15 protein-coding genes are annotated in these 20,759 nt (G+C 37.1%); 3 read left to right on the forward strand and 12 right to left on the reverse strand.

Annotated features, from left to right (window positions below):
• Nucleotides 1-177 precede the first annotated feature (177 nt).
• From M2448_RS11600 to M2448_RS11610, 3 genes are all read left to right on the forward strand, one after another.
• Entirely contained in the window at nt 178-1,827 is a 1,650-nt protein-coding gene (locus tag M2448_RS11600; RefSeq protein WP_280647767.1) for a DUF3945 domain-containing protein, read from the forward strand.
• A 28-nt stretch (nt 1,828-1,855) separates the two neighbouring features.
• Entirely contained in the window at nt 1,856-2,116 is a 261-nt protein-coding gene (locus M2448_RS11605; RefSeq protein WP_280647768.1) for a DUF4099 domain-containing protein, read from the forward strand.
• Between the two features lie 166 nt (nt 2,117-2,282).
• Nucleotides 2,283-4,379 carry a type IA DNA topoisomerase gene (locus M2448_RS11610; protein WP_280647769.1) on the forward strand — a complete coding sequence of 699 codons (2,097 nt, stop codon included), beginning with the start codon at nt 2,283-2,285 and terminating at the stop codon, nt 4,377-4,379.
• Between the two features lie 83 nt (nt 4,380-4,462).
• Here M2448_RS11610 and M2448_RS11615 read toward each other — a convergent pair whose 3' ends face one another.
• From M2448_RS11615 to M2448_RS11670, 12 genes are all read right to left on the reverse strand, one after another.
• Entirely contained in the window at nt 4,463-5,071 is a 609-nt protein-coding gene (locus tag M2448_RS11615) for a hypothetical protein (RefSeq protein ID WP_280647770.1), read from the reverse strand.
• Nucleotides 5,072-5,099: 28 nt separating this feature from the next.
• Nucleotides 5,100-5,648 (reverse strand): hypothetical protein, encoded by a 549-nt coding sequence (locus tag M2448_RS11620; RefSeq protein ID WP_280647771.1) that lies wholly within the window; start codon nt 5,646-5,648, stop codon nt 5,100-5,102.
• Nucleotides 5,649-5,832: 184 nt separating this feature from the next.
• A complete protein-coding gene (locus M2448_RS11625) occupies nt 5,833-7,272 on the reverse strand; it encodes a hypothetical protein (RefSeq protein ID WP_280647772.1) in 1,440 nt (479 codons plus the stop codon).
• A 1-nt stretch (nt 7,273) separates the two neighbouring features.
• The gene (locus tag M2448_RS11630) at nt 7,274-7,825 is read right to left on the reverse strand and encodes a hypothetical protein (RefSeq protein WP_280647773.1); all 552 of its coding nucleotides are present in this window, start codon (nt 7,823-7,825) and stop codon (nt 7,274-7,276) included.
• Nucleotides 7,826-7,863: 38 nt separating this feature from the next.
• Nucleotides 7,864-8,082, reverse strand: a complete 219-nt coding sequence (locus tag M2448_RS11635) for a hypothetical protein (RefSeq protein WP_280647774.1) — start codon at nt 8,080-8,082, stop codon at nt 7,864-7,866.
• Between the two features lie 121 nt (nt 8,083-8,203).
• Nucleotides 8,204-9,484 (reverse strand): hypothetical protein, encoded by a 1,281-nt coding sequence (locus M2448_RS11640; protein WP_280647775.1) that lies wholly within the window; start codon nt 9,482-9,484, stop codon nt 8,204-8,206.
• Nucleotides 9,423-14,111: a PAAR-like protein gene (locus M2448_RS11645; RefSeq protein ID WP_280647776.1), complete on the reverse strand. Its 4,689-nt coding sequence runs from the start codon at nt 14,109-14,111 to the stop codon at nt 9,423-9,425. Before M2448_RS11645 ends, M2448_RS11640 begins: the two co-directional genes overlap by 62 nt.
• Nucleotides 14,104-14,928 (reverse strand): hypothetical protein, encoded by an 825-nt coding sequence (locus tag M2448_RS11650; RefSeq protein WP_280647777.1) that lies wholly within the window; start codon nt 14,926-14,928, stop codon nt 14,104-14,106. The genes M2448_RS11645 and M2448_RS11650 overlap by 8 nt, the downstream gene beginning before the upstream one ends.
• 33 nt (nt 14,929-14,961) lie before the next feature.
• Nucleotides 14,962-16,803: a phage baseplate assembly protein V gene (locus tag M2448_RS11655; protein WP_280647778.1), complete on the reverse strand. Its 1,842-nt coding sequence runs from the start codon at nt 16,801-16,803 to the stop codon at nt 14,962-14,964.
• 141 nt (nt 16,804-16,944) lie between these two features.
• On the reverse strand, nt 16,945-18,066 hold the full coding sequence (locus M2448_RS11660) for a hypothetical protein (RefSeq protein WP_280647779.1): 1,122 nt from the start codon (nt 18,064-18,066) through the stop codon (nt 16,945-16,947).
• 21 nt (nt 18,067-18,087) lie between these two features.
• The gene (locus M2448_RS11665) at nt 18,088-18,267 is read right to left on the reverse strand and encodes a hypothetical protein (protein ID WP_280647780.1); all 180 of its coding nucleotides are present in this window, start codon (nt 18,265-18,267) and stop codon (nt 18,088-18,090) included.
• A complete protein-coding gene (locus M2448_RS11670) occupies nt 18,264-20,759 on the reverse strand; it encodes an ATP-dependent Clp protease ATP-binding subunit (protein ID WP_280647781.1) in 2,496 nt (831 codons plus the stop codon). The genes M2448_RS11665 and M2448_RS11670 overlap by 4 nt, the downstream gene beginning before the upstream one ends.

Genomic DNA, 20,759 nt, shown 5'->3' on the forward strand with positions numbered 1-20,759 from the left:
TGGATGAAATTAAATGGCAGTACCTGCGCAACTGCCTCCACTACGACAAATTACGACAAAACGCGACAACAGTTTAAATATCAACAGTTTAAATATATTTCATTTATATATTTGAAGCAAATACGATATGTCTGAAATAAATAATTGATTATTCCAATGGGTAAAAAAGCTAATAATATGGACGCAGCAGATAATGATGTGATTGTTGTCAGCGATAAGAAAGAGAAAAAAATAGAAGTCGTGAAAAAAGCCGGAAAGGACGGAGTGGAAACCGTACCACCCGAAAAAGAAAGGCAGAACGAGTTTTTAAAGATCGGACATAATTCAGACCCTTCAGACGTGCTGATCACTTTTGTGAAAAACTTTTACAGTCAGGCACGCGACCCTACACGCTTCGGAATATATAAAATACCTTTTAAAACTTTCGATACATTCTTAAACAGCCTGAAATGGCTTAATAATCAAATTAATAGTAACATAAAAAAAGAACTGATGGAAAAAGATTCAAAAAACCAGGAGACTGTTCCTGAAAACAACACCGACAGGAAGAACCGCTTTATGCCTTCCCAGATAAATTGGGACCAACTGAAAAATTTGGGTATCACACGGGAATACTTGGAACAGAAGGGCTTGTTAGACCAGATGTTACAAGGGCGTAAGACAAACCAGCTAATACCGATCTCCGTACAGCAGGGAGGAGCTCATGTGACGACCGATGCCAAATTGTCCTTGCGGCAGGAACAGGACGGCTCTGTATCCCTGAGGATACACGGGGTTAAGAAAGAGCCGGAACTGGACAGACCCTACTTCGGGCATGTATTTAGTGAAGAGGATAAGAAGAACTTGCGGGAAACAGGACATCTGGGACGGGTTGTAGACCTTTACGACAGAAGTAACGCACAACATCCTTCTTTTATAAGTATCGACCCGCTGACCAAAGAGATTACATCGATCAGGGCCAAAGGCGTCTATATACCGGATGATGTGAGCGGTGTCAAACTCATGGATCATGAGAAAGAAGCTCTCAGAAACGGAAAGGAGATTTTTGTAGAAGGAATGACTGCCAGGTCGGGAAAGGAATTCGATGCTTACCTGCGGGTGGATGCCAATGAACGGAGGGTATCCTACCGTTTTGAAGAAGGATTGGCGAACATCCGTAAGATCGGGGGCGTAGAACTCAATGAACAGCAAAGGAATGACCTGACTGAAGGCAAGGCTATCCTTGTCGAAGGCATGGTTAATAAGCAAACCGGAGAGTTAAGGGATTCCTATGTGAAAGCGGCGGACTTAGCTACCGGAAAGCTTCAGTTTACAAACTTCAATCCGGATTCGCCGGAGGAAAAACGGGAGATTATCATACCGCGCTACATCGGGCAGGTTCTTTTGACAAACGAAGACCGCAGGGAACTCTCCGAAGGAAAACCGATATTCCTCAAAGACCAGGTCAGGGCCAGCGGAGAGACCTACGATAGCTTTGTGCGCCTGCATCCGGCAACGGGAGATATTCAGCGCAGCCGCACCCCTGAAGGCTTTACCGAAGAGGTGAAAGTAGATATCCCCAAAGAAATATCAGGGGTGAAGGTAACGGCTAAAATGAGGGCGGATATTCAGGATGGTAAAGCCGTGGAGATCAAAGGAGCAAAAGCTCCCGACGGTACTTTAGTGCCTACTTTCGTGAAAATGAATAAGGATACAAACTTATTGAGTTTTTACCGCGAGAACCCCGACCAGGCGAAGAAAGCTACGATAAAGCAGGGAGCAGACGATACAAGCAATAAACAGGCTCCTGCCGAAGATAAGAAATCCAAATCCAGAAAAATCGGTTAAACGGTAAACTTTAAAAATAATTCTCATTATGGACGAAAATAAAAAAAATGTGTTCCCGCAGGAGGCCGTTAACTGGGATGAACTGGAGGCAATCGGTATTTATAGGGATGAGCTGGAGACAAACGGCGAACTGGAGCTGTTATTAAACGGACAAAGAACCAATCCGGTAAACTTGCATTTGATGATGTTGGGCATCGATATAGACATGGATGCTACTCTCCGTCTTATTCTTCAGGGGGAAACCTACATTGTGGAAATCAACGGGATAACTCCTGATCCTTTGAACTAATCTTCTATTGTATTGATTTTTTAATCCGGTTCTCCATATTAAGGTCTCAGACCTATTTATTGTCCATCTAAGTATAACATTCACTGTTTGTTATAACTGAGAAATATGATATTAAATACTATCTGTTACTTATAATATATGGGGAACCTCTAAAACTTTTGCCTTTATGATTGCGATTATTACGGAGAAACCGAGCGTAGGACAGGATATTGCACGGGTGTTGAATATTACAAAGAAAAAAAACGGATATATCGAAGGGAACGGTTATATGGTTACATGGGCCTACGGGCATCTGGTTAGTCTGGCATACCCAGAAGATTACGGGATAAAAAGCTTTGATGCGGAAAAGTTACCTGTCCTTCCTGATCCTTTTAAATTGATACCCCGGAAAACAAAAACAAAAAAAGGGTATCAGACAGACGGAACTGCGAAAAAACAACTGGAAACAATTGCTTATGTGTTTTCAAAGTGTGACAGTATTATCGTGGCGACGGACGCCGGACGCGAAGGGGAACTCATATTCCGCTTTATTTATTCTTACCTGAATTGTAAGAAACCGTTTTCCCGTCTGTGGATCAGTTCATTAACAGACAGTGCCATAAAGGAAGGTTTTGAAAACCTCCGCGATGGTAGTGCTTATGACAACCTCTACCTTGCAGCCGATGCCAGAAGCAAGGCGGACTGGTTATTGGGGATTAATGCCAGCAGGGCACTTTGTATCGCTTCGGGAGACGGGAATAATTCGTTGGGAAGGGTGCAGACTCCGACTCTGGCTATGATCTGCAAACGCTATCTGGAAGTGAAAAATTTTAAGCCGCAACCTTTCTGGCAGCCGGCTATCAATCTGGAAAAAGACGGGATTACCCTTCATTTGAGTACAGTTGAAGAATTTTACGAGGAAGAAAAGGCAAGCGAAATATACAAACGCTTAGTAAGCTATCCTGTGGCTAAAGTTGAGCATGTCGAAAAGAAAGAAACGCTTGTACAGCCTCCTTTATTACATGATTTGACCGACCTGCAAAAAGAAGCGAATAAAAAATACGGACTGACTGCCGAGCAAACGCTTTCTATAGCCCAGAAACTGTATGAAGCGAAATTAATATCTTATCCGCGTACTGCAAGCCGCTATATTCCCTATGATGTATTTGAAAAGATACCTTTCCTGATAGATTCCCTGAAAGAATATCCGGAATTTAAAGTGCAGGCAAGCCTGTACTCTGTGATAAAGACAAGCGGGAACTCGGTAGATGACAAAAAAATAACAGACCACCATGCGCTAATCATTACGGAAAATAAGCCGGAGAAGCTGTCTGCGGATGAGAAAAAGGTATATGAGCTGATTGCCAAACGGATGCTGGAGGCTTTCGCCGGAGTTTGCCGAAAAGCAGTGACGAGCGTGGATATAGCCTGCGATGATATAAAATTCAGGGCAACTCAAAGCCTGGTAACGCAGCAGGGATGGACAGGGCTGTTCGCCCTTGCTGATGAAGATGAAGCACAGGATGAAAAAGCAGTCCTGCCTGAACTGGCTGAAGGTGATTTCTTGCGGATAGTAAGCTGCAACCTTGTGCAAAAGAAAACAAAGCCGAAAGCCTTGTTTACGGATGCAGGACTGCTCTCGGCGATGGAAAGCTGCAGAAAGGAGGTGGAAGACCAAGAATCAAAAAAGGCGATGAAGGATTCGGGAATAGGCACTCCGGCGACAAGGGCGGCAATCATAGAGACCTTATCGGATCGGGGCTATATCGAAAGGGATAAAAAGAATATTGTCCCGACTTCAAAAGGTCTGAGCCTTTATAACCTGATAAAAAATATGCGGATTGCCGATGTGGAAATGACAGGGGGATGGGAAAATGCCCTCTCGAAGATCGAAAACAGCCCGGATTTTACGGATTCGTTTATGAATGGCATAAGGGTTTATACCCGGCAGGTGGTCGATGAGATCATCAGTGTGGTCAGGGCGGAAAACACATCGGCAGAAACACCCTATATATGCCCCCGGTGCAGGCTCGGCAAGATTACTTTCTACAACAGGGTGGTCAAATGCAATTATTCAAAATGTAACCTTACTTTCTTCAGGGAGATTTGCGGAAAGAAACTGACGGATAACCAATTGACGGAGTTGTTCAAAACAGGGAAGTCGCCTCTTATTAAGGGCTTTAAAAACAAAGAGGGGGAATCTTTTGATGCTCATATCGTTTTCGATAAGAACGGGAATTCGCATTTTGTGTATCCGGACCGTAAAAAGAAAAATAATCAGTAGTGGAATCATTCCCTCCGGGGAATGGGTTTGTTTTTTAGTTCATGTTTTTAGACAGCAACCGATGGGATATCGGTTGCTGTTTGTTAATCACTATAGCGATCATTATAAACAATAAAAGGCTTGTACACAGAGGCATATACAACTGTATTATTTTCTTCTTTTTTCTCAATTAATCCATGTTCTGATAAATGCGCTTCTATTTTTTCTATACTTTTGATTCCTATACCTTCCATTCGAAGAAGTCTGTTTCTTCCCCCATTCAATAAAAAATAAAGTAGTTCTCCATATGTAAATATCCCGAAATTTTTCAAATGGGTCTTCAAACTCTTACGGGTACTTATCCATTCTAAATCAAGAGGCTTGTCAAGAAGCAACAAATCAAGATGATCCGATTGTATCTTACAAATCTCATTCTGAAGCCTGTTTATGACTGAATCCGGATTGTTTACAAAATAATTTTTGTCCATATCTGTAGTTTCCAGCAGAAAATGAATATAGTCAATGCCTAATTGCAGATAATGGATTTGCTGCTCTCTGGTGTTTGAACAACCAGAGAAATGCTGCCTGACATATAATCCGATTATGTCCCTTGCCGAAAACAAATCGGGTAGCATTTCGGCTACTGCCGGATGGAGTTGGACTTCGTCCTGTTTATCGGGATAAGAAACATTCTGGAGTTGATTGGACATCATAATTGTATAATATTATTGAGCAGATACCTCATTTGTTTTTTATTTGCTTTTGGCGAAGTATCTTACTATTATCGGGTAGGAAATAGAATATATCCGTCCTCTCCTGTCTTGGATTGGAAGGAGGAAACACATAGGAATACCGGCACTCTACGGGTTGCAAGAGTACCTTCTCAGAAGAAATGCCTTCGTATTTATTGACAAATTGTAGATTTTTTACGGAATCAATCCTACGGGTGGCATCCGAGATATGTTTGTTATACATATCGGTTATTACCTTCGACCCGTATTTTGCTTTTCCCTCTTTTTCCAAATTCTCCTGTGATCGTTTTAGATGGGATTCCTGTAGTTCCAGACATTTAGCTTTATTTTCTTCAAATTCCTGCTGAAGAATGGCAATGCTGTCCGACACTTTTATTGGCGGCAATTCTTTCAGGTTTACAATTTTGAAATCAAGATCAGTCCATGTACCGTGCTTGTCTGTCTGCACATAATCACTGATAAGTTTCTCGTACTTGCTTTCGTTTGTAGAACAGGACACAATACAAAATACAATAAAAAGGATGGATAATTTTTTCATAATATAATATTTAAAATTAACTGTTTTTCGATTCGCTTTTCGTGTCTAGCTATACAGGTAATATTCTCTTCACAACTATCCACATACACATAATAATAACAAGTAAAACTCATCCCTCTATTCATAATTCTACTTTTTAAATTCTATCAGTATATATATCCACTAAGAGCATGCTAGCTACCATTTACTTTAGTTTGATATAATCAAAAGGTTCTTTAAATTCTTCATCACCATTTACTACAGGAAATTCCCATTCTCCAACTTGTACAATTTCATCAAAATTAGTTATATTCCAATAATTATGCTTCCTTGCTATTTCCTGATATTCGTCTCTATAGTTATTTAATAAACTTGATATGAAAGAATTCATTCTTGCATTCCATTGAGCACCATCTCCATTTCGGGAATGAAGATATTTTTTTATCAGTTCTATTTCTACACTTCCGAAAGAACAATATATCTCGATTTTCTCTTCATCGGATAAGTTTAAGTTTAATGAATTTGAATCAACGTGAATTAAGTATTTATATAACATTTCCAAATACAGACCATCCTCTGCTGTTGTTAAATCTTTTACTGTAGCTAATAGTCCATGATTTATTCTTAGGTTATTACTACAATCTCTTGAAAAAAGTATGTCATTACAATCTTCATAATTGTAATGAACATTATTATTTTTATCTTGACATTTCTGATATGCAATTTGAAGAACAAATTTATTTATCCTAGGTTCTTTGTCATAACCAAAAGTTTTTAATAAAGAAATTAGAAACTCCTTATCATTATTGATTAACCATGTTAGACTAGCCTGGCTTTCATTAAAAATATACATATTCCTATGGAAACACCGTTTTAATAAAAAATCTTTATTTTCATCTTCATTTATATACATTAATAATGTCTCTATATCAGATACAAACAAGAATGTCGTTGAAAAAATAATATTAGGTATAGTATAATCAAACTCTGACTTTAAAAGTTCATGATGATTGCAACCTTTCTCTATTAAATAGACAAAATAAGATTTATGATTAGAGATTTTTACATTATTGATAGTATCTGAAATAGCAAAAACACGATTAATTCCCTGATTAAATTTGTTTAAAGTAATGCCACTGAATCCTAAGTTATCTATGTTTTCATATAAGTTGGCTAATGCATATTTTTCTATATCTTCCTTTATTCTTTCTACTTCACTCATATTTTCTTCTTTTACATGTTGATATTTATTTGGGGTATTTGTACAAAGTATTTTAATATTGTTTGGAATAACCCATATTGCACTATCTTGAAGTACATGGCAAGTAATCTTATCTTTCGAATTTTTTAATATAAAAATGAATTCATCATTTATAATTTGTATTGTGTCTATTTCATATGAGATATCTTCTATTCCATATCTGACAAAAATTTCTTTTTTGTCCTTTGTTACCTTTATTTCCATGTTGTATGCATCACAAGGTATATATATAACATTTTCGCCATCTATTTCTGTTAATTTAAACCAAGTTCCTATAAATGTATTTCCTTGAGAGTCTTTTATATCATACCAATTTTTAGTAGTACAACTAAAAATAAAGGAAAAGAATAAGCCCCAAATAAATAGGTTGTATTTTTTATTCATCTTAATTGTTAATTATCCAATTGCCAATATTAGAGATATCCATATGTTGTTGATTACATACAGGACAGTATTCATTTTCTTTTACAATCAAAATATCACATATATTTTTATCATATTTGAACCAAGCCTTCAATTTTTGTAGATTTGCAACCCGTTCAGAATAATTTAGTGAAACTGGCTTCTCATCAGTCTGATAACGATCGTAGCCATGGCAAAGCCTACTAATAAGAAAGAAGTATTTTTCTTCATCATCAGCCATTAATTGAGCGATTTCATTTAGGCTCATTTTTTTAGATACAGCTTCACCAAAATATTCTCTTTTCCATTTAAAAGCATCTTGCCTCTTTTTAAACTCCTCATCTGTTTCTTCAACATCTTGATTGTTTTTTCCTTTTTTAGTGGGATGAAACCAAGGTGGACATGATTTAAAGATAAAATACCAGCAACCAGAGTCAATAGCCAAATGTAAGTTCTTTCCAATCAATTCAGGCTCTTTAACAATATCTTCTTGTATAACGCATTTCGTTTTATATGTCTTATAGACTACTGGCAAATCATTTCCTTGATTATCCTTTGAGCCTGTTAGTTATATCATACCCCGACCTTTGTATAAATACGACCGGCAAGGTCGATCTGCTGTACATAGATTTTGTCGTATTCTTCGATCTTGTCTACTATCCGTTGTACCTCTACTACCGATGTTTTGGTATAGAAAAAATTGGTGAGTACCCCTACGAGTACACAGGCGCCCAAGTAACCGGAGAACTTCCAGTAGCCGCGAAGGATTTCTTTGTGGTTTTGAGGCCGCATAGGTATTTATATATTAAGACAGATCATTTTTCAAGAATCATTATAACACCTAATGTATTAAATAGGCGTTTCAATCTTTTAATTAGGAATAAAGTTAGATATAAGGAAAACCTCGTTTATATTAAAGTGGTTCATTATCCCCCCGGAACATTTCAAGCACGTCATCAAATGGAATATTGAAATAATTATACTTTTCTGCTGTTTCGAGTAGAGCCGGATATTTTTGTGAAATATAATAGGAGTGAGAGCGATTGTTCCACTCAGGTGCTGCCGGTTTAAAATAAGAAGTACGTATTTGTTGCTCAACTATTGCAATATTCACAAATATTTGGGATAATTCCTCTAAAGAATATTTTCCTTTTTGTTCAGGATTTCCAAAGAAATAAGAAATATAATCAGTAAGAGCATATATATACATCGTGTTATCACTATTTGTTTCTTCCTCAATTGTTTTCAACAGCCCATTTCTTATAGAAAGTTTTTCATTGCAGTCTTTTTTGAAAAAAATGTCATCGAATTGAGAATAATCGGTGGTACCATCAAACATTTTATAGTCCTTGAAAATATTTCTTAGTACTGCTTTATTTAATTTCCCATTTTTATCATAGCCAAAGTAAGTTACCAATAACGTTAAAAATTCAATATTATTATTAATCAACCATGTCAGGCTTGCATTGCTATTATTGAATATAAATTTATTGAGGTGAATCAAAAATAATCGATTATTATTTTGTCGTATTTCCAGATCTAACTCGTCCTTCCAATGGATTCCTTTATGTATAACTCCCTTTTCGTATTCATCTTCAAAATAGATTGGTTCTTTTTCTAATTCCAATAGATCAGGAAATTGCTTTTTATAATTGATCATTTCAGGGAGAAAGTAGGCGTAAGTGATTAGACCATGCTTGTAACTAACATAAAATGTCGAGAAAAAACTTGATTGATATGGTTCTATTGTATGCATGAGATCTACGGCAGTTCCTGTTTCAGCAATTAAAGACTTATTGCATAATCGAAAATATGAATAATCTGTATTTGTCTCTACAGGATATACTCCAAATATATTTTTTATTATTTGTTTCATATTTATCTCAGTAGATCTTTTATAGCCACTATTTAGGAGTAAAGTATCTTCTATATTAAATAATGTTTCTAAAGCCTGAATACCTCCATAGTCTGAATCTGTTCCATTATCTAATTGGATCAATAATATATTTTTTACATTTAAAGAATCTCTATACATAATATTTGAATCTTGATTTAGTTTTGATGTTTTTTTATTACAAGCAAATAATAAATTAATAACTGTAAGTAGTACTAAAATAAATAAATACCTCTTGTTATTTTTTATTAGCTTTATCTCTCCATATTTTTTTTGCTGCATCTTGTTCTTTATTATCATATGATTGTAATTTTATAAATAATGCTGGATTTAAGTAATATTTCCTATTTTTATCTTTGGTTATATTTTTTATCTCGAAATGAAGATGAGGTGCCTTTGTCTTGTCTGCGTTTCCTTCAACTCCTGCATAGCCGATTACTGTACCTGCTTTAACTATACCATCTTTATTTTCTATTTCTTTCTGGGACAACTTTTTAAATAGGTGCATATAACTAACATATATTTTGTCTGTTTCTTTCAAAATAAATTCTGCTTTTTTTCCATTAAAGTTTCCAGTTGATATCCCTGCTGTATATTCATTCTCTTCTGTAAACTGAAGTTTATATTTGACTGTATTCATTTGAGCAATGAGTTCTTTTGTATTTATTATTTCAAGTGTAATTGTTGAATTTCCAAAAGCAATAAATTTACAATCCAGACATGCATATACTTTAGTTGTTTCCGGGATAGCGAAAAGATCAATTCCTGTGTGGAATCTTCTTGTACCATTAGTTCGAACTCTAACATTACCAAAAGAAGCACTTCTGGGACTAACAGCTCCTGAAAAATTATATTTATTTATTTGTGGATTAATTACAGGATCATGCCATATACCATTACTTATATACTCTTCTTTCCCCCATTGACACTCATCTACCTTAAACAATTTTGAGGTAATTTCATCAAATGCTTTCTTTTTACCTTCCCAGTCAACACTTGAACCTATTATCTTACTTACTTGATCTACATCCTTAGAACCATTACACTTAGTGTTTGCACTCTTCACTATCCATGCGCCCATAGAAGCTAATATAATTAACCTCATATTCTCCTCATTTGTTAGCGCCTTTACTCCACTATCTGTTGTAATATCTATTGTAGCGTCTTCTTTATCTTTTATTTTTTTCCATGTTTTATCATATAATTCCCGACCTGTCATCTGAATCAATCCGCGTCCCCTAAATCTCCAGCCATCACCACTCTGTGTGTTTCCTAATCCATGATTCTTAGAGCGATTTTCATCTGCATATATAAAGTTCGCTAATTTTTCCTGATTACATTTCTGTATTCCTGCATCTAAATGTTTATTTAAATCTTTACGTCCATAATCTTCAGCTATGTGTTTATTTTCAGGTTTGAGCAAAGATGAAAATAATGGGTCTCTATATTTTGTACCTTCTTGATAATAACCTCCTTCCTTTGTTGCTTTATTCCCTTCTTTCCAGTTTTTTACTCCTTCAATATAGCGGCCAACCAACAACTCACGGGTACTGTAATTTATTGATTCCGGCTCTTTGAGTTTTAATGATGTTCCGACCTCAATCCGCGCTTGCGCAAAAAAATGGGCTTTTTGCCAACAGGTAGCCATACCAAAATCCTTCATATATTTTGTGTATGTATCACCAACTTTATTTAATATATCATCAGTTGCATTAGGAAATATATCTTTCAAGCAAACTTCATTCTCTTTATTTTTACTTTTATTCCATTCACTTTTAGAACCTCTTATTGCAGCTGTACACCTCGGACAATGACCTGATTTATGCTCTTTCTCTACATCTATTCCCTCCCCAATAATCACAGGTTTTGTTTCAGGGAAAGAGTAATTCATCTTGGCATCCTTTGCAAGTTTTAACTGTAAAAAATAGTTTAACCTTCTGTTCTGAATTTCCAAAACATAGTTATTCCAATCGGATTTTGTTTTTTTCGGATTTTCTTGTTTCCATACTTCATAATATTGATTGGAGGAATTTTCATCTTCTATATCCAGCAATGTATCGATCAGATATATATCGTTATGCTTATCTGAGTTATAATTTTTCGGATACTGGCATACGCATTCTATCTTTCCATTCTTAACCTGTTTACTATCATATAATACCAAATAAAAGCATCTTGGCTGATGACCAGGAATCCCTTTATGCAGTGCAGGGCTTAATAAACTGTAATTTGTATCTGTTAGATGAATGTATTTTCCTTCTCCGTTAAATGTGTTGATCAATGCCACATTCATCCTTATTTTCTGCTTATGATCAACATAGCTATCCGGAGTCCTGTCCTTTTTGTTTTTAGCCGTAGCCTTGGTATTTTCTATAATGTGCATCCGATATCTGTTATCGTATTCGGTACTTTGCATAGCGGCTTTTTTACTCAACAATAGCTGCACTACTATTTGCATAGGGTCTCCGTATTTAAGGATTTTTTTTAGAAGCACCCCCTCCCCGTCTGCAAAATAAGCTTTTATTTTTGAGTTTTCTACAATTGTGACATGCTTATGCAGAAATTCACTTTTTATGATATTTTCATCAACAATATATGTATCTGTTTTGCTTCCATCCGGCAAATCTCTTTTCCAGTCTTTTTTCCAGTTTTTACATATTGTATCTATTTTACTTACAGTAAAGTATAACTTTATTTCTTTTGGGGTATTTGTTTTGACTAATTCGGAAAGCGCATTCCATGTCGAAGTCAGAACAGGTATTTTAGCAACACCTTCATTATTAAACTGGGTAGTTCCGGCAAAATCTACACTATCAATTATAGGATCGATCGCATAATTCTTCTCCCAATATAGGGTTACTATCCCTTCTTTATTTTCCCAACCTTTGGCTTCAATATCTACATATACATCCTGATACCAGCCTATTTCTTTATATCTGTTACCTGCATCATCGGAGAAACACCACCTAACTATTTCCGATTCATCTATTGTAATCTCTTTCTTAGTAATCTCAATTGGACTTTTCGATAAGGCGATTGAAATTTCATATTTTCCGGTCTTATTAAATATGAGATTTAGCTTATTTGTAAATACTTTTCCCGTCCAGGCCGGATCAGATAGAAATTCATACCACTCATTGGCGTCCTGCAATCCCGGATTCGAACTATTTTTATCTTCAAATTCTAGTTTAACAATTTGCTTACTGTTAATTAACATCCTTCTATCTGCATTCTTCGGTGTAATATCTTTTATAAAGATTATAAATCCTCCATCTGATGTCAGATTATAAGGCATTTCCGTTTCAATATTCAACTCAATTTTGTTTGCAGGATATTTTGTAATATTTTCATATTGCCTATCAAATGAAAAATTGGTTATAGCATTGTTTTTTACAGTTATATTATGTGCATTATTCGGCATTTTGAAAGCCGAAGGAAGTAGCCATGTAAAAAAAGTCTGGACAGGATTTTCATCCAAAACAGCCCCAATCTGGTAATTTCCCAATACTGAAAAACTTTCCTGAATAGATACCCCTTTTTTCGGAGATTTAGTAATAAGCCCAAAAGGATTTTTTATCATCCAGGCAATATTATCTTTATCAGCATTTATATCTTCTTTAAGTCTAAGAATAAATGTTATCTTTTCATTAGGTCTGACAACGCGTATATCATTAGGCTGAGTATTTACACTGGTAATTTCATTATTCTGTGCATCTATTTGAAATGTTTTAGAAATACCTTCTGCTCCAAGAGATATAAATATATTATATTTTGCTACATTATCAGGTGTGAAAATTATTGTATCTTTAGTATGTGAATACCCTTTCGATAAGATACTGCCTCTACCATCTTTTATTGTTACAATTAATGTTTCTATTTCTTCCTCTTCAAATGGAAATAACGACTCAATAGTAAATGTATATGTTTTTTTTCTTACTAAAGGAATAAGAGTATCAGGCTCATATACTTGACCATTACTCCTACTCAAGTGTGTAATTTCATTCTTATCTGTTACCTCAAATTTAAGAATACAACTTGTATCCTCCTTACTTCTAGCATCTAAGAAAGCCCCAAAACCTTCCAAACTGAATTTTCCTTCTTTTGGAAATAACAACTTCAATTCTTCTCCTTGTTGTTTATATATAAAAGAGGTTTTATCATTGATATCAAGATTTTCTGTTTTTTCCCATAATTGCCAACTAATATTTCTTTTATCTCCGCGATAATTGGCCTTAAATATAATTTCCTTATTCATTCGGACTTTCATTAAATCGGAATTCCCTGATTTTTGTCCGTTATATTCGATATTGTCAACTATTGCTTTCTTTATATCGTCAGCGGGTTCTAGAGGCTCAAATAAACAGTTTATAGCTAAAGCTTCTAATTCGTCCAATTCTTCTATGCTATCAGAATCAACCGTGATTTCCTGTCCATGTGTTACAATTGTTATTTTTCCTTGAAATTTAGGACATTGTATATATGCATTTTCTGTTAATACAAGCAGAGTATTGACTTCCGGATGTTCTGTACTAGGTGTAAGTTCCCAATCTTGCGGGGAATACATACAAGGCTTTCCTGTTGCCGGATTTTTTGTACATTGACCAAAAAATGGCGGAGGAAATACATTATCTTTAATAGTAGCTATAAGTTTCTGCCTTGCAGAAGCATCATTTATATATGCTTTAGATTGGCTTATTACCTCTATCTTTAACATAGCACTTCCAAACTCACATTTACAGGTAGCTCCTTTACAGACTAAGTATGCACCTGATTCTGGTGTAGATTTTCCAGACATATTACTAGTTTCTATAGAAGTAGCCTCTTCAACACTATTCTCTTTATTCTGATTTTGTGGTTGAATATTAACGTTACTGTCTATCTGCCTAGCTCTAGGCTGCTGATTTAAAGTAATTGTATTATCATTCATATGCTGCTGCTGTTTGTTGTTGAATGTTTACTTCAATATTTCTTATCATGTGATTATTGTAGAATAATGCATTATTTACTAAAATTTTTTTAATAGTTTTATTTTGAGTTAAAGTATATCGGATACTGAGATCGACCTCAACATTACTATCTTCTCCTTCTTTTTTCCATTGCTTCTCAAGAATATCGATATTATTCTGGGCAACCTTCGAAACAGAAGTTATATGAAATTCGTTAAGTTCGGATTCAAACACTTCATTTTTTTGCATTATAGATAATCTATACTTAGGTAGGAACCATTGATGAATACCTTCAAATACTATTTCCCCATTTTTATATTCGCCATATATCCCTATCAGGTAGCTATTGAAAAAAGGATCTTTACTCAACGAAGAGATTGTTGTTTCTTGATTTTTCAATGTCTGATCCATAGGAGAAATAATTTTCTCTACTATTTCTCCCTTATACGTAGCTCTAATCTTAAATTTAATTTCTTTCCATTTTTCTTGTAACTGCTCCCAATTCTTGATGTGTAAAATCTTTCCTTCTGATGTAATTTCTAAATCTAAATCATATAATACCTGACCAGATATAAGAAGTATTTCATGGATAGCTTCTTGGCTTTTAGATTTGTTTAGCAATACATTCTGACGATGAAAATTAACAACATATCCATTCCAAGTTTCTTTTTTTAATGTAACTATACATTCATAAGTCAATAAACTTTCCTTTTGCTTCAAACTTTCCGAACTGTTTTTTATCGAAACCTTATAACATACATCTTTATTCTCAGCAATAGGACGGAACAATATTTTCATGATTTTAAGTATATATAGAAATAATTTAATTATTTAAAACAACCTTACTTTTTTTGCACTCTGCACATCCACTTCCTTGTTTGAAGCCAGCTCCAAATTTTCCTGTGTACTATCGATACGTGCCTTATCAGCAATCACATCATACTTTTTGGCTGTATGCATCGAATCCGATATAGCTTGTGTATAAATATTATTCGCAGAAGTTTGGCAATCTTCTCCGGCAATATATCCCATATTTCGATCAGCATGCATATTTATATTCTCTCCAGCATATCCAGAGATATTCTCACGTGCATACATATTTATATTTTTAGCATTCAGCGTCATCGTTTCTAGAGCTGTAATCTCTATATTATTGCCTTTGGTATCTATATGGACAAAATTGCCGTTCTTGTCTTTGATAGTGATACCCAATGTGTCTTCCGCATCGTCGAACTCGATAGTATGCCCTTGCCGGGTAATAATACTCTTGATATGATTGTCTTCTTTGCCTCCTTCGGCATTCTTTCCATGAAACATACTCCCCATTACATATGGCTGATTCGGATCGCCGAACTCAAAGCCGACCATCACCTGATCGCCTTTCTCCGGAACGAAAACCAGTCCTCTGTTCTTCTGTACTACATCGCTTGATCCTGCATTCGGAGTCATTACTCTGAGCCAGACATCACTCACCCTGTCCTGTGCAAACGGGAAATCTACCCTGATACGTCCCTGTCCCTGCGGGTCTTCATTACTGATAACGGTAGCTCTTATCGAATCGGCAACAGGTAGACATACTTCGGGTGCGGGGACTGTTTTCAAAGCGGCGGGCACTGCTTCAAACTCGCATTTATATCTGTGGTTCTGGTCGATGGTGTGTTTTACTTTTACAATACGGTAAGTACCCAGATCACTGGCACCTCCCATATTGGCAGGCATATTGATTGTCAGTTGACGTCCTATTCTCGGAGCGCAGGTCTTGGCGGTGCCTCGCACATACACTGTCTCTGAGGCTGTAACGGACTTCTCCCTTGCAACCAGTTCATTTAATGACCCGATATCTCCGATAGGAAGGGAAGACGGGGTACGGACTGGACGCTTCTCGGTCAGTTCTTTACTGCTATCGGCTGCCGTATTGACATATTCGTTGGCATTGTCAATCGTCGCAGGGGCATCCTGTGTAATGGTATCATCCTGTTCCGCTAAATATTGGTAACGGGTAAAGTTATTGGCGAGCAGGCGTGTGCCGAACTGGAAGCTGGTTATTTCTTTATCATAAGTAACTTCTACCGGACTCCAGTCTTTGTATTCGCCGAATACCAAGTCCATACCTGTATATAGCAATGTCTCTCCGGATATGGCTGAAAGCCTGCGCAGGAACTCCCAGTCGCTTTCCTTATATTGCATCAGGAAATTTACCTGACCGGTATAATGAGGTTTATTGACACAGGGAAGACGGTCTTTCTTATTGATAATATTATCGGTAACCTGATCGAAGACTTGTCCCAAATTCATATTGCAGAAGATGTCCAGACGCTTGCCTCTTTCCAAAAGGATAGTGGGGCTAAGGCCTTCGAGTATCAGGTAGCCGTGTTTGCCTTCCTGTCCTTCGTGGTATACATCGCGGATGACTCCCCTGAACTCATAGGCATTGCCGCTGTCATCGCCCTGCATCAGATCGATATCCAGAAACTGTCCGATCAGCTTCATCTGTTCCAGCGGGTTCTTCATGAAATCCTGTTTCAGGGTATCATAATCCATGACTACTCTAAATGAATGGTGTTCCGAAAAGGACTGTTCCAAACTTAATGATACAAAGTCGATTTCATCACCTTCAATATAGACCCGTGCATTGGTGATATGTCTTTCGTTTAATAAATCCGAAGTTGCCATAGCGTATAATTTTTATAATTGTTATATTCTTCTCTATCTCACTTAATTAGATGGCCAGTTGCTGTATATATCTGTTTAAAGATACTTCATGAGTGCATTCATACCTCACGCTCAGGGTAAACAGCTACCCCATCATTTATATTATTGAATTATTTCAATGTCAATGCCATAAAAAGCTGCTTTGTACCGAACCTTTTCTTCCAGACCATAATGGGACCAATTTCCTAAAACGGCAAGTTCTTCTTCATTTATATTTGAGTCCCTTATTTCCTGCTTTATCAATATAAGTTTATGCGATCGGTTTCTTTTTGCATACTCCACCAGAAGCCGGGCATAAGTATGTAGCTTTGTATTGACATAGTTCGCTTCCTTACCCTTTAAACGGTCTATACTCTGAACTTTTCGTTTATAGCCTCTGCCTCCTTTATTGTATTTTGCTGCTTGCAACATTTTTTTTAAGGTTTCCTGAATACGCATCTTCTGATAGAGGAATTCTTCTTTTGTTCCGATATAATAGCCTTTCTTTTCTATCGAGGATATAATTTTCACTGCTTGCTCTTTATTACCTCCATTTATAGCAATAATCGGATTATCGATGCCTAAAAGAGCATAGGTAACATTACCGGGATCAAGCTGTATTTTCTTTGCCGGAATTTCCATCTTCAAAAGGAGCATGGTTTTATTTTCTCCCAACTGGATAGAGCTTCCGCAAATCTTATATTCTCCATCAAGGCAACGCTCCAACATGATGCGGTTATTGGATCTATCGGTTCCCAGATAGGTCTTGAAAGGAATACCGAAAAGAGTAAATTCAAAATTCTTTGCTTCCGGGTTCCACCTGAGTTTGCGGATACATCTGGCAGAAAAAGGTACCGGTAGTGTTTTCTTATAGTTTCTCAAACTCCTGTCCCCTGTATAATATGCCTCCTTCTCTTTATTATAATATCCGCTCACATACTGGTTAACCGATCCTCTTATATCACCCGGCAAATCTGTAAAAGACTGGGACATCTTACCGGTTGAGTGTAAATTAGAGCAGTTGAATATACCCAGCTCATCTTTTGCATGGTCGCCCAGCTTCCTTTTGACACCTTCTTCCAGATAGATCATCCTTATCAGGTTATCTTGGATAAAACGGTGCGAACTGATCAGGTTAGCCAGTTGAAATGTATTCCGCTGCCATGAAAAAAGAGTATCCCAATATCCTTTCTTTTCCTCAGGGGTACCTACCGGATTTATTTGTATTTTACGGGTAATGATCACTTTAAGTAATAGTATTATTTTTTATTCCTTTTTTGATAGTTTATTATCTATTCCTATATAATACTCATTGGTCTTAGTCCACAGCGTAACATAATCAATCGGATATACCTGCCCTGTTTTATGGGAACGGACTTTTATTTCACGATCTCCGTATAATTTCTGTTGCTGTTGCAATTGTTCTATGAGTTCGCTGATTCTCATTGTTTACCCTCCTTTATAATATCCCAAGTTAATTCATCCTTTTCATCTTTACCTACTATAAGTTTCTGTCCATGATTGAGTTTGTTGCCTACAATAAGGCGCGAGATAGGACGGCGCAGATAAGTACGTATTGTTCCTGCCACCTGACGTGCCCCGTATTTAGGGGTAAAACCTTTTTCAGCAAGCATTTTACGTGTATCATCGTCTATCACCAATTCTATTCCTTGTTTATTCAATGCTTCTGTCAGCCCTTTAAGTTGTATATTGAATATTTTTAGCAACATAGTCTCATTAATAGGTGAAAATGGAACAATCTCGGACAAACGTGCCAGAAATTCGGGACGGAAATACTGCCCCATCACTTCCATCAGCTGTGTAGTAGTAGGTGTTTTGCCTTCATTCAACTGCTTGGTAAGCCATTCGCTACCCACGTTGGAGGTAAACAATACAATGGCATTGGAGAAATCACCTTCCTTGCCTAAGCGATCGTGGAGCTTTCCTTCATCCATTATTTGCAGGAAGATATCATAAACAGAAGAGTGGGCTTTTTCTATCTCATCGAATAACACTACTGCATACGGTTGTTGTCGTATTTTATTTACCAACAGACCACCCTCTTCATATCCTACATATCCCGGAGGTGCTCCGTAAAGTAAGGCGGCAGAATGTTCTTCCTTGAACTCCGACATATCGAAGCGTATCATAGCTTTTTCATCATTGAACAGCACTTCGGCTAACGATTTTGCCAGTTCTGTTTTTCCTGTACCTGTAGGCCCCAATAGGAAGAATGAACCGATAGGCTGCCCTACCTTGTTCAGTCCGCTGCGCGATTCGAGAATAGCATCTACAAGTGATTTTAAAGCACCGTCCTGCCCAACTACGCGCCGACGCAAGAGGTCTTCCATATTCAGCAGGCGTTCTTTTTCCTGCGCCTGTACTTTTCCGATAGGGATGCCTGTTTTACTCGAAATAATAGCAGCGACCTCGTGTACTTCTATAGTCGTTATTTTCTCTTTTACAAACTCGCGTAGTGTATCCAGCGCCTTGTCGATATAGGCGAATAGCTTTGCATCGTCTTCTATTTCTTTTACATCCGTTTCGTCGGTGATTATACCCAATAGTACCGGACTCAGCCTGTTCTGCATCGAGAAAAAGAGGAAACGCAAGTCTTCTAACTTTTCTTCGCGGGTTTTCTCAAAAGCCCCTTCAATAGTTGCCAGTTCAGTCGTAAAATAGTGTATGTCCTTCTCGGCTGTTTCGTTTACCATCTTTGTAGCAGACATTGTCCTGTCCATCAAATCGATGGCCGAATCGGGCAGCCGCCTGTCTTTATCGTATCGTTTAGCAAGGCGTACACATTCTTCAACAGCATCTTTAGATATGTCTAAGTTGTGGAAGTCTTTATAGCGAGGTAGTACAGAGTGCATCATAAGTATTGCCGAAGCAATATCCGGCTCGTTGATCTGTAATACTTCAAACCTACGGTTAAAAGCATGATCGGGCTCTATCAATTTTCGGTATTCATCGATTGTTGTTGCCCCGATAACGGTCAGGTCACCTTTCGATAGTTCGGGTTTCAGTATATTGGCTGCACCCGAATTTCCCTGTTTGGGATCGAGCAGGGTATGTATCTCATCTATAAAAAGAATAGCATTGTCGATATTGCGTATCTCTTTGATAATGTTTTTCAGACGGTCTTCTATCTCGCCTTTATAGGTTGCTCCGGCAATCAGGGCACCTGTATCGAGTTCGTATATATTCGCCCCTTCGAGGTATGAAGGCACATTCTTATTTACAATGTCGTATGCCAATCCATCTACCAATGCTGTTTTTCCTACACCGGAATCCCCAATTATCATTACATTGGGTTTACTATGGCGACCGAGTATCTCCATCATCATGCGGGTTTCCTTATCGCGGCTGACGATGTTATGTATTTTAAAGTCCAAAGCAAGAGCCGTTTTGTCAACACAGTATTTCAGTAGGTTTACCAGTGGCATTGCTCCGTCTTCTTCCGATGTTACAAAAGCATTACCCGCCATACCGATAGACGAACGGGTTTCTTTACCGCTTACATACAGGTCGAATATTTCATTTTCACGTAATGGAAAGGATTTCAGTTGATCAGTAGAGAATCCAACATTCGGTTTTGCCAATGCAGCCAGTACGCAAATCGGATTTATTTCGAGTAACCCGAGTTTCAGCCTTACATTATCGGCTTCTTCAAATATCAACGGTATCTTATCATCGGGTTGTATATCGGCAACAACACCTGCTTTGGGAAATTCGTCGATGCGCATTTCTGCCCATTCTTCGAAGTATTCGATGTCCTTATCCATGCTCTGAATAAAGCCTTGCAGTCCGATCTCCTTGTGCATAAGCGCTTTGAGAAGGTGTGCAGCCGAATACTGCGCGTTATAATACTCGCGGGCTATGGATTGGGATATCCTTACCGCTGTTTTTACCGATTCGTTTAGGTTAATGAAGTCCAT

This window comes from Dysgonomonas sp. PF1-14, from assembly GCF_029892965.1.
In the GTDB taxonomy this organism is placed as follows: Bacteria; Bacteroidota; Bacteroidia; order Bacteroidales; family Dysgonomonadaceae; genus Dysgonomonas.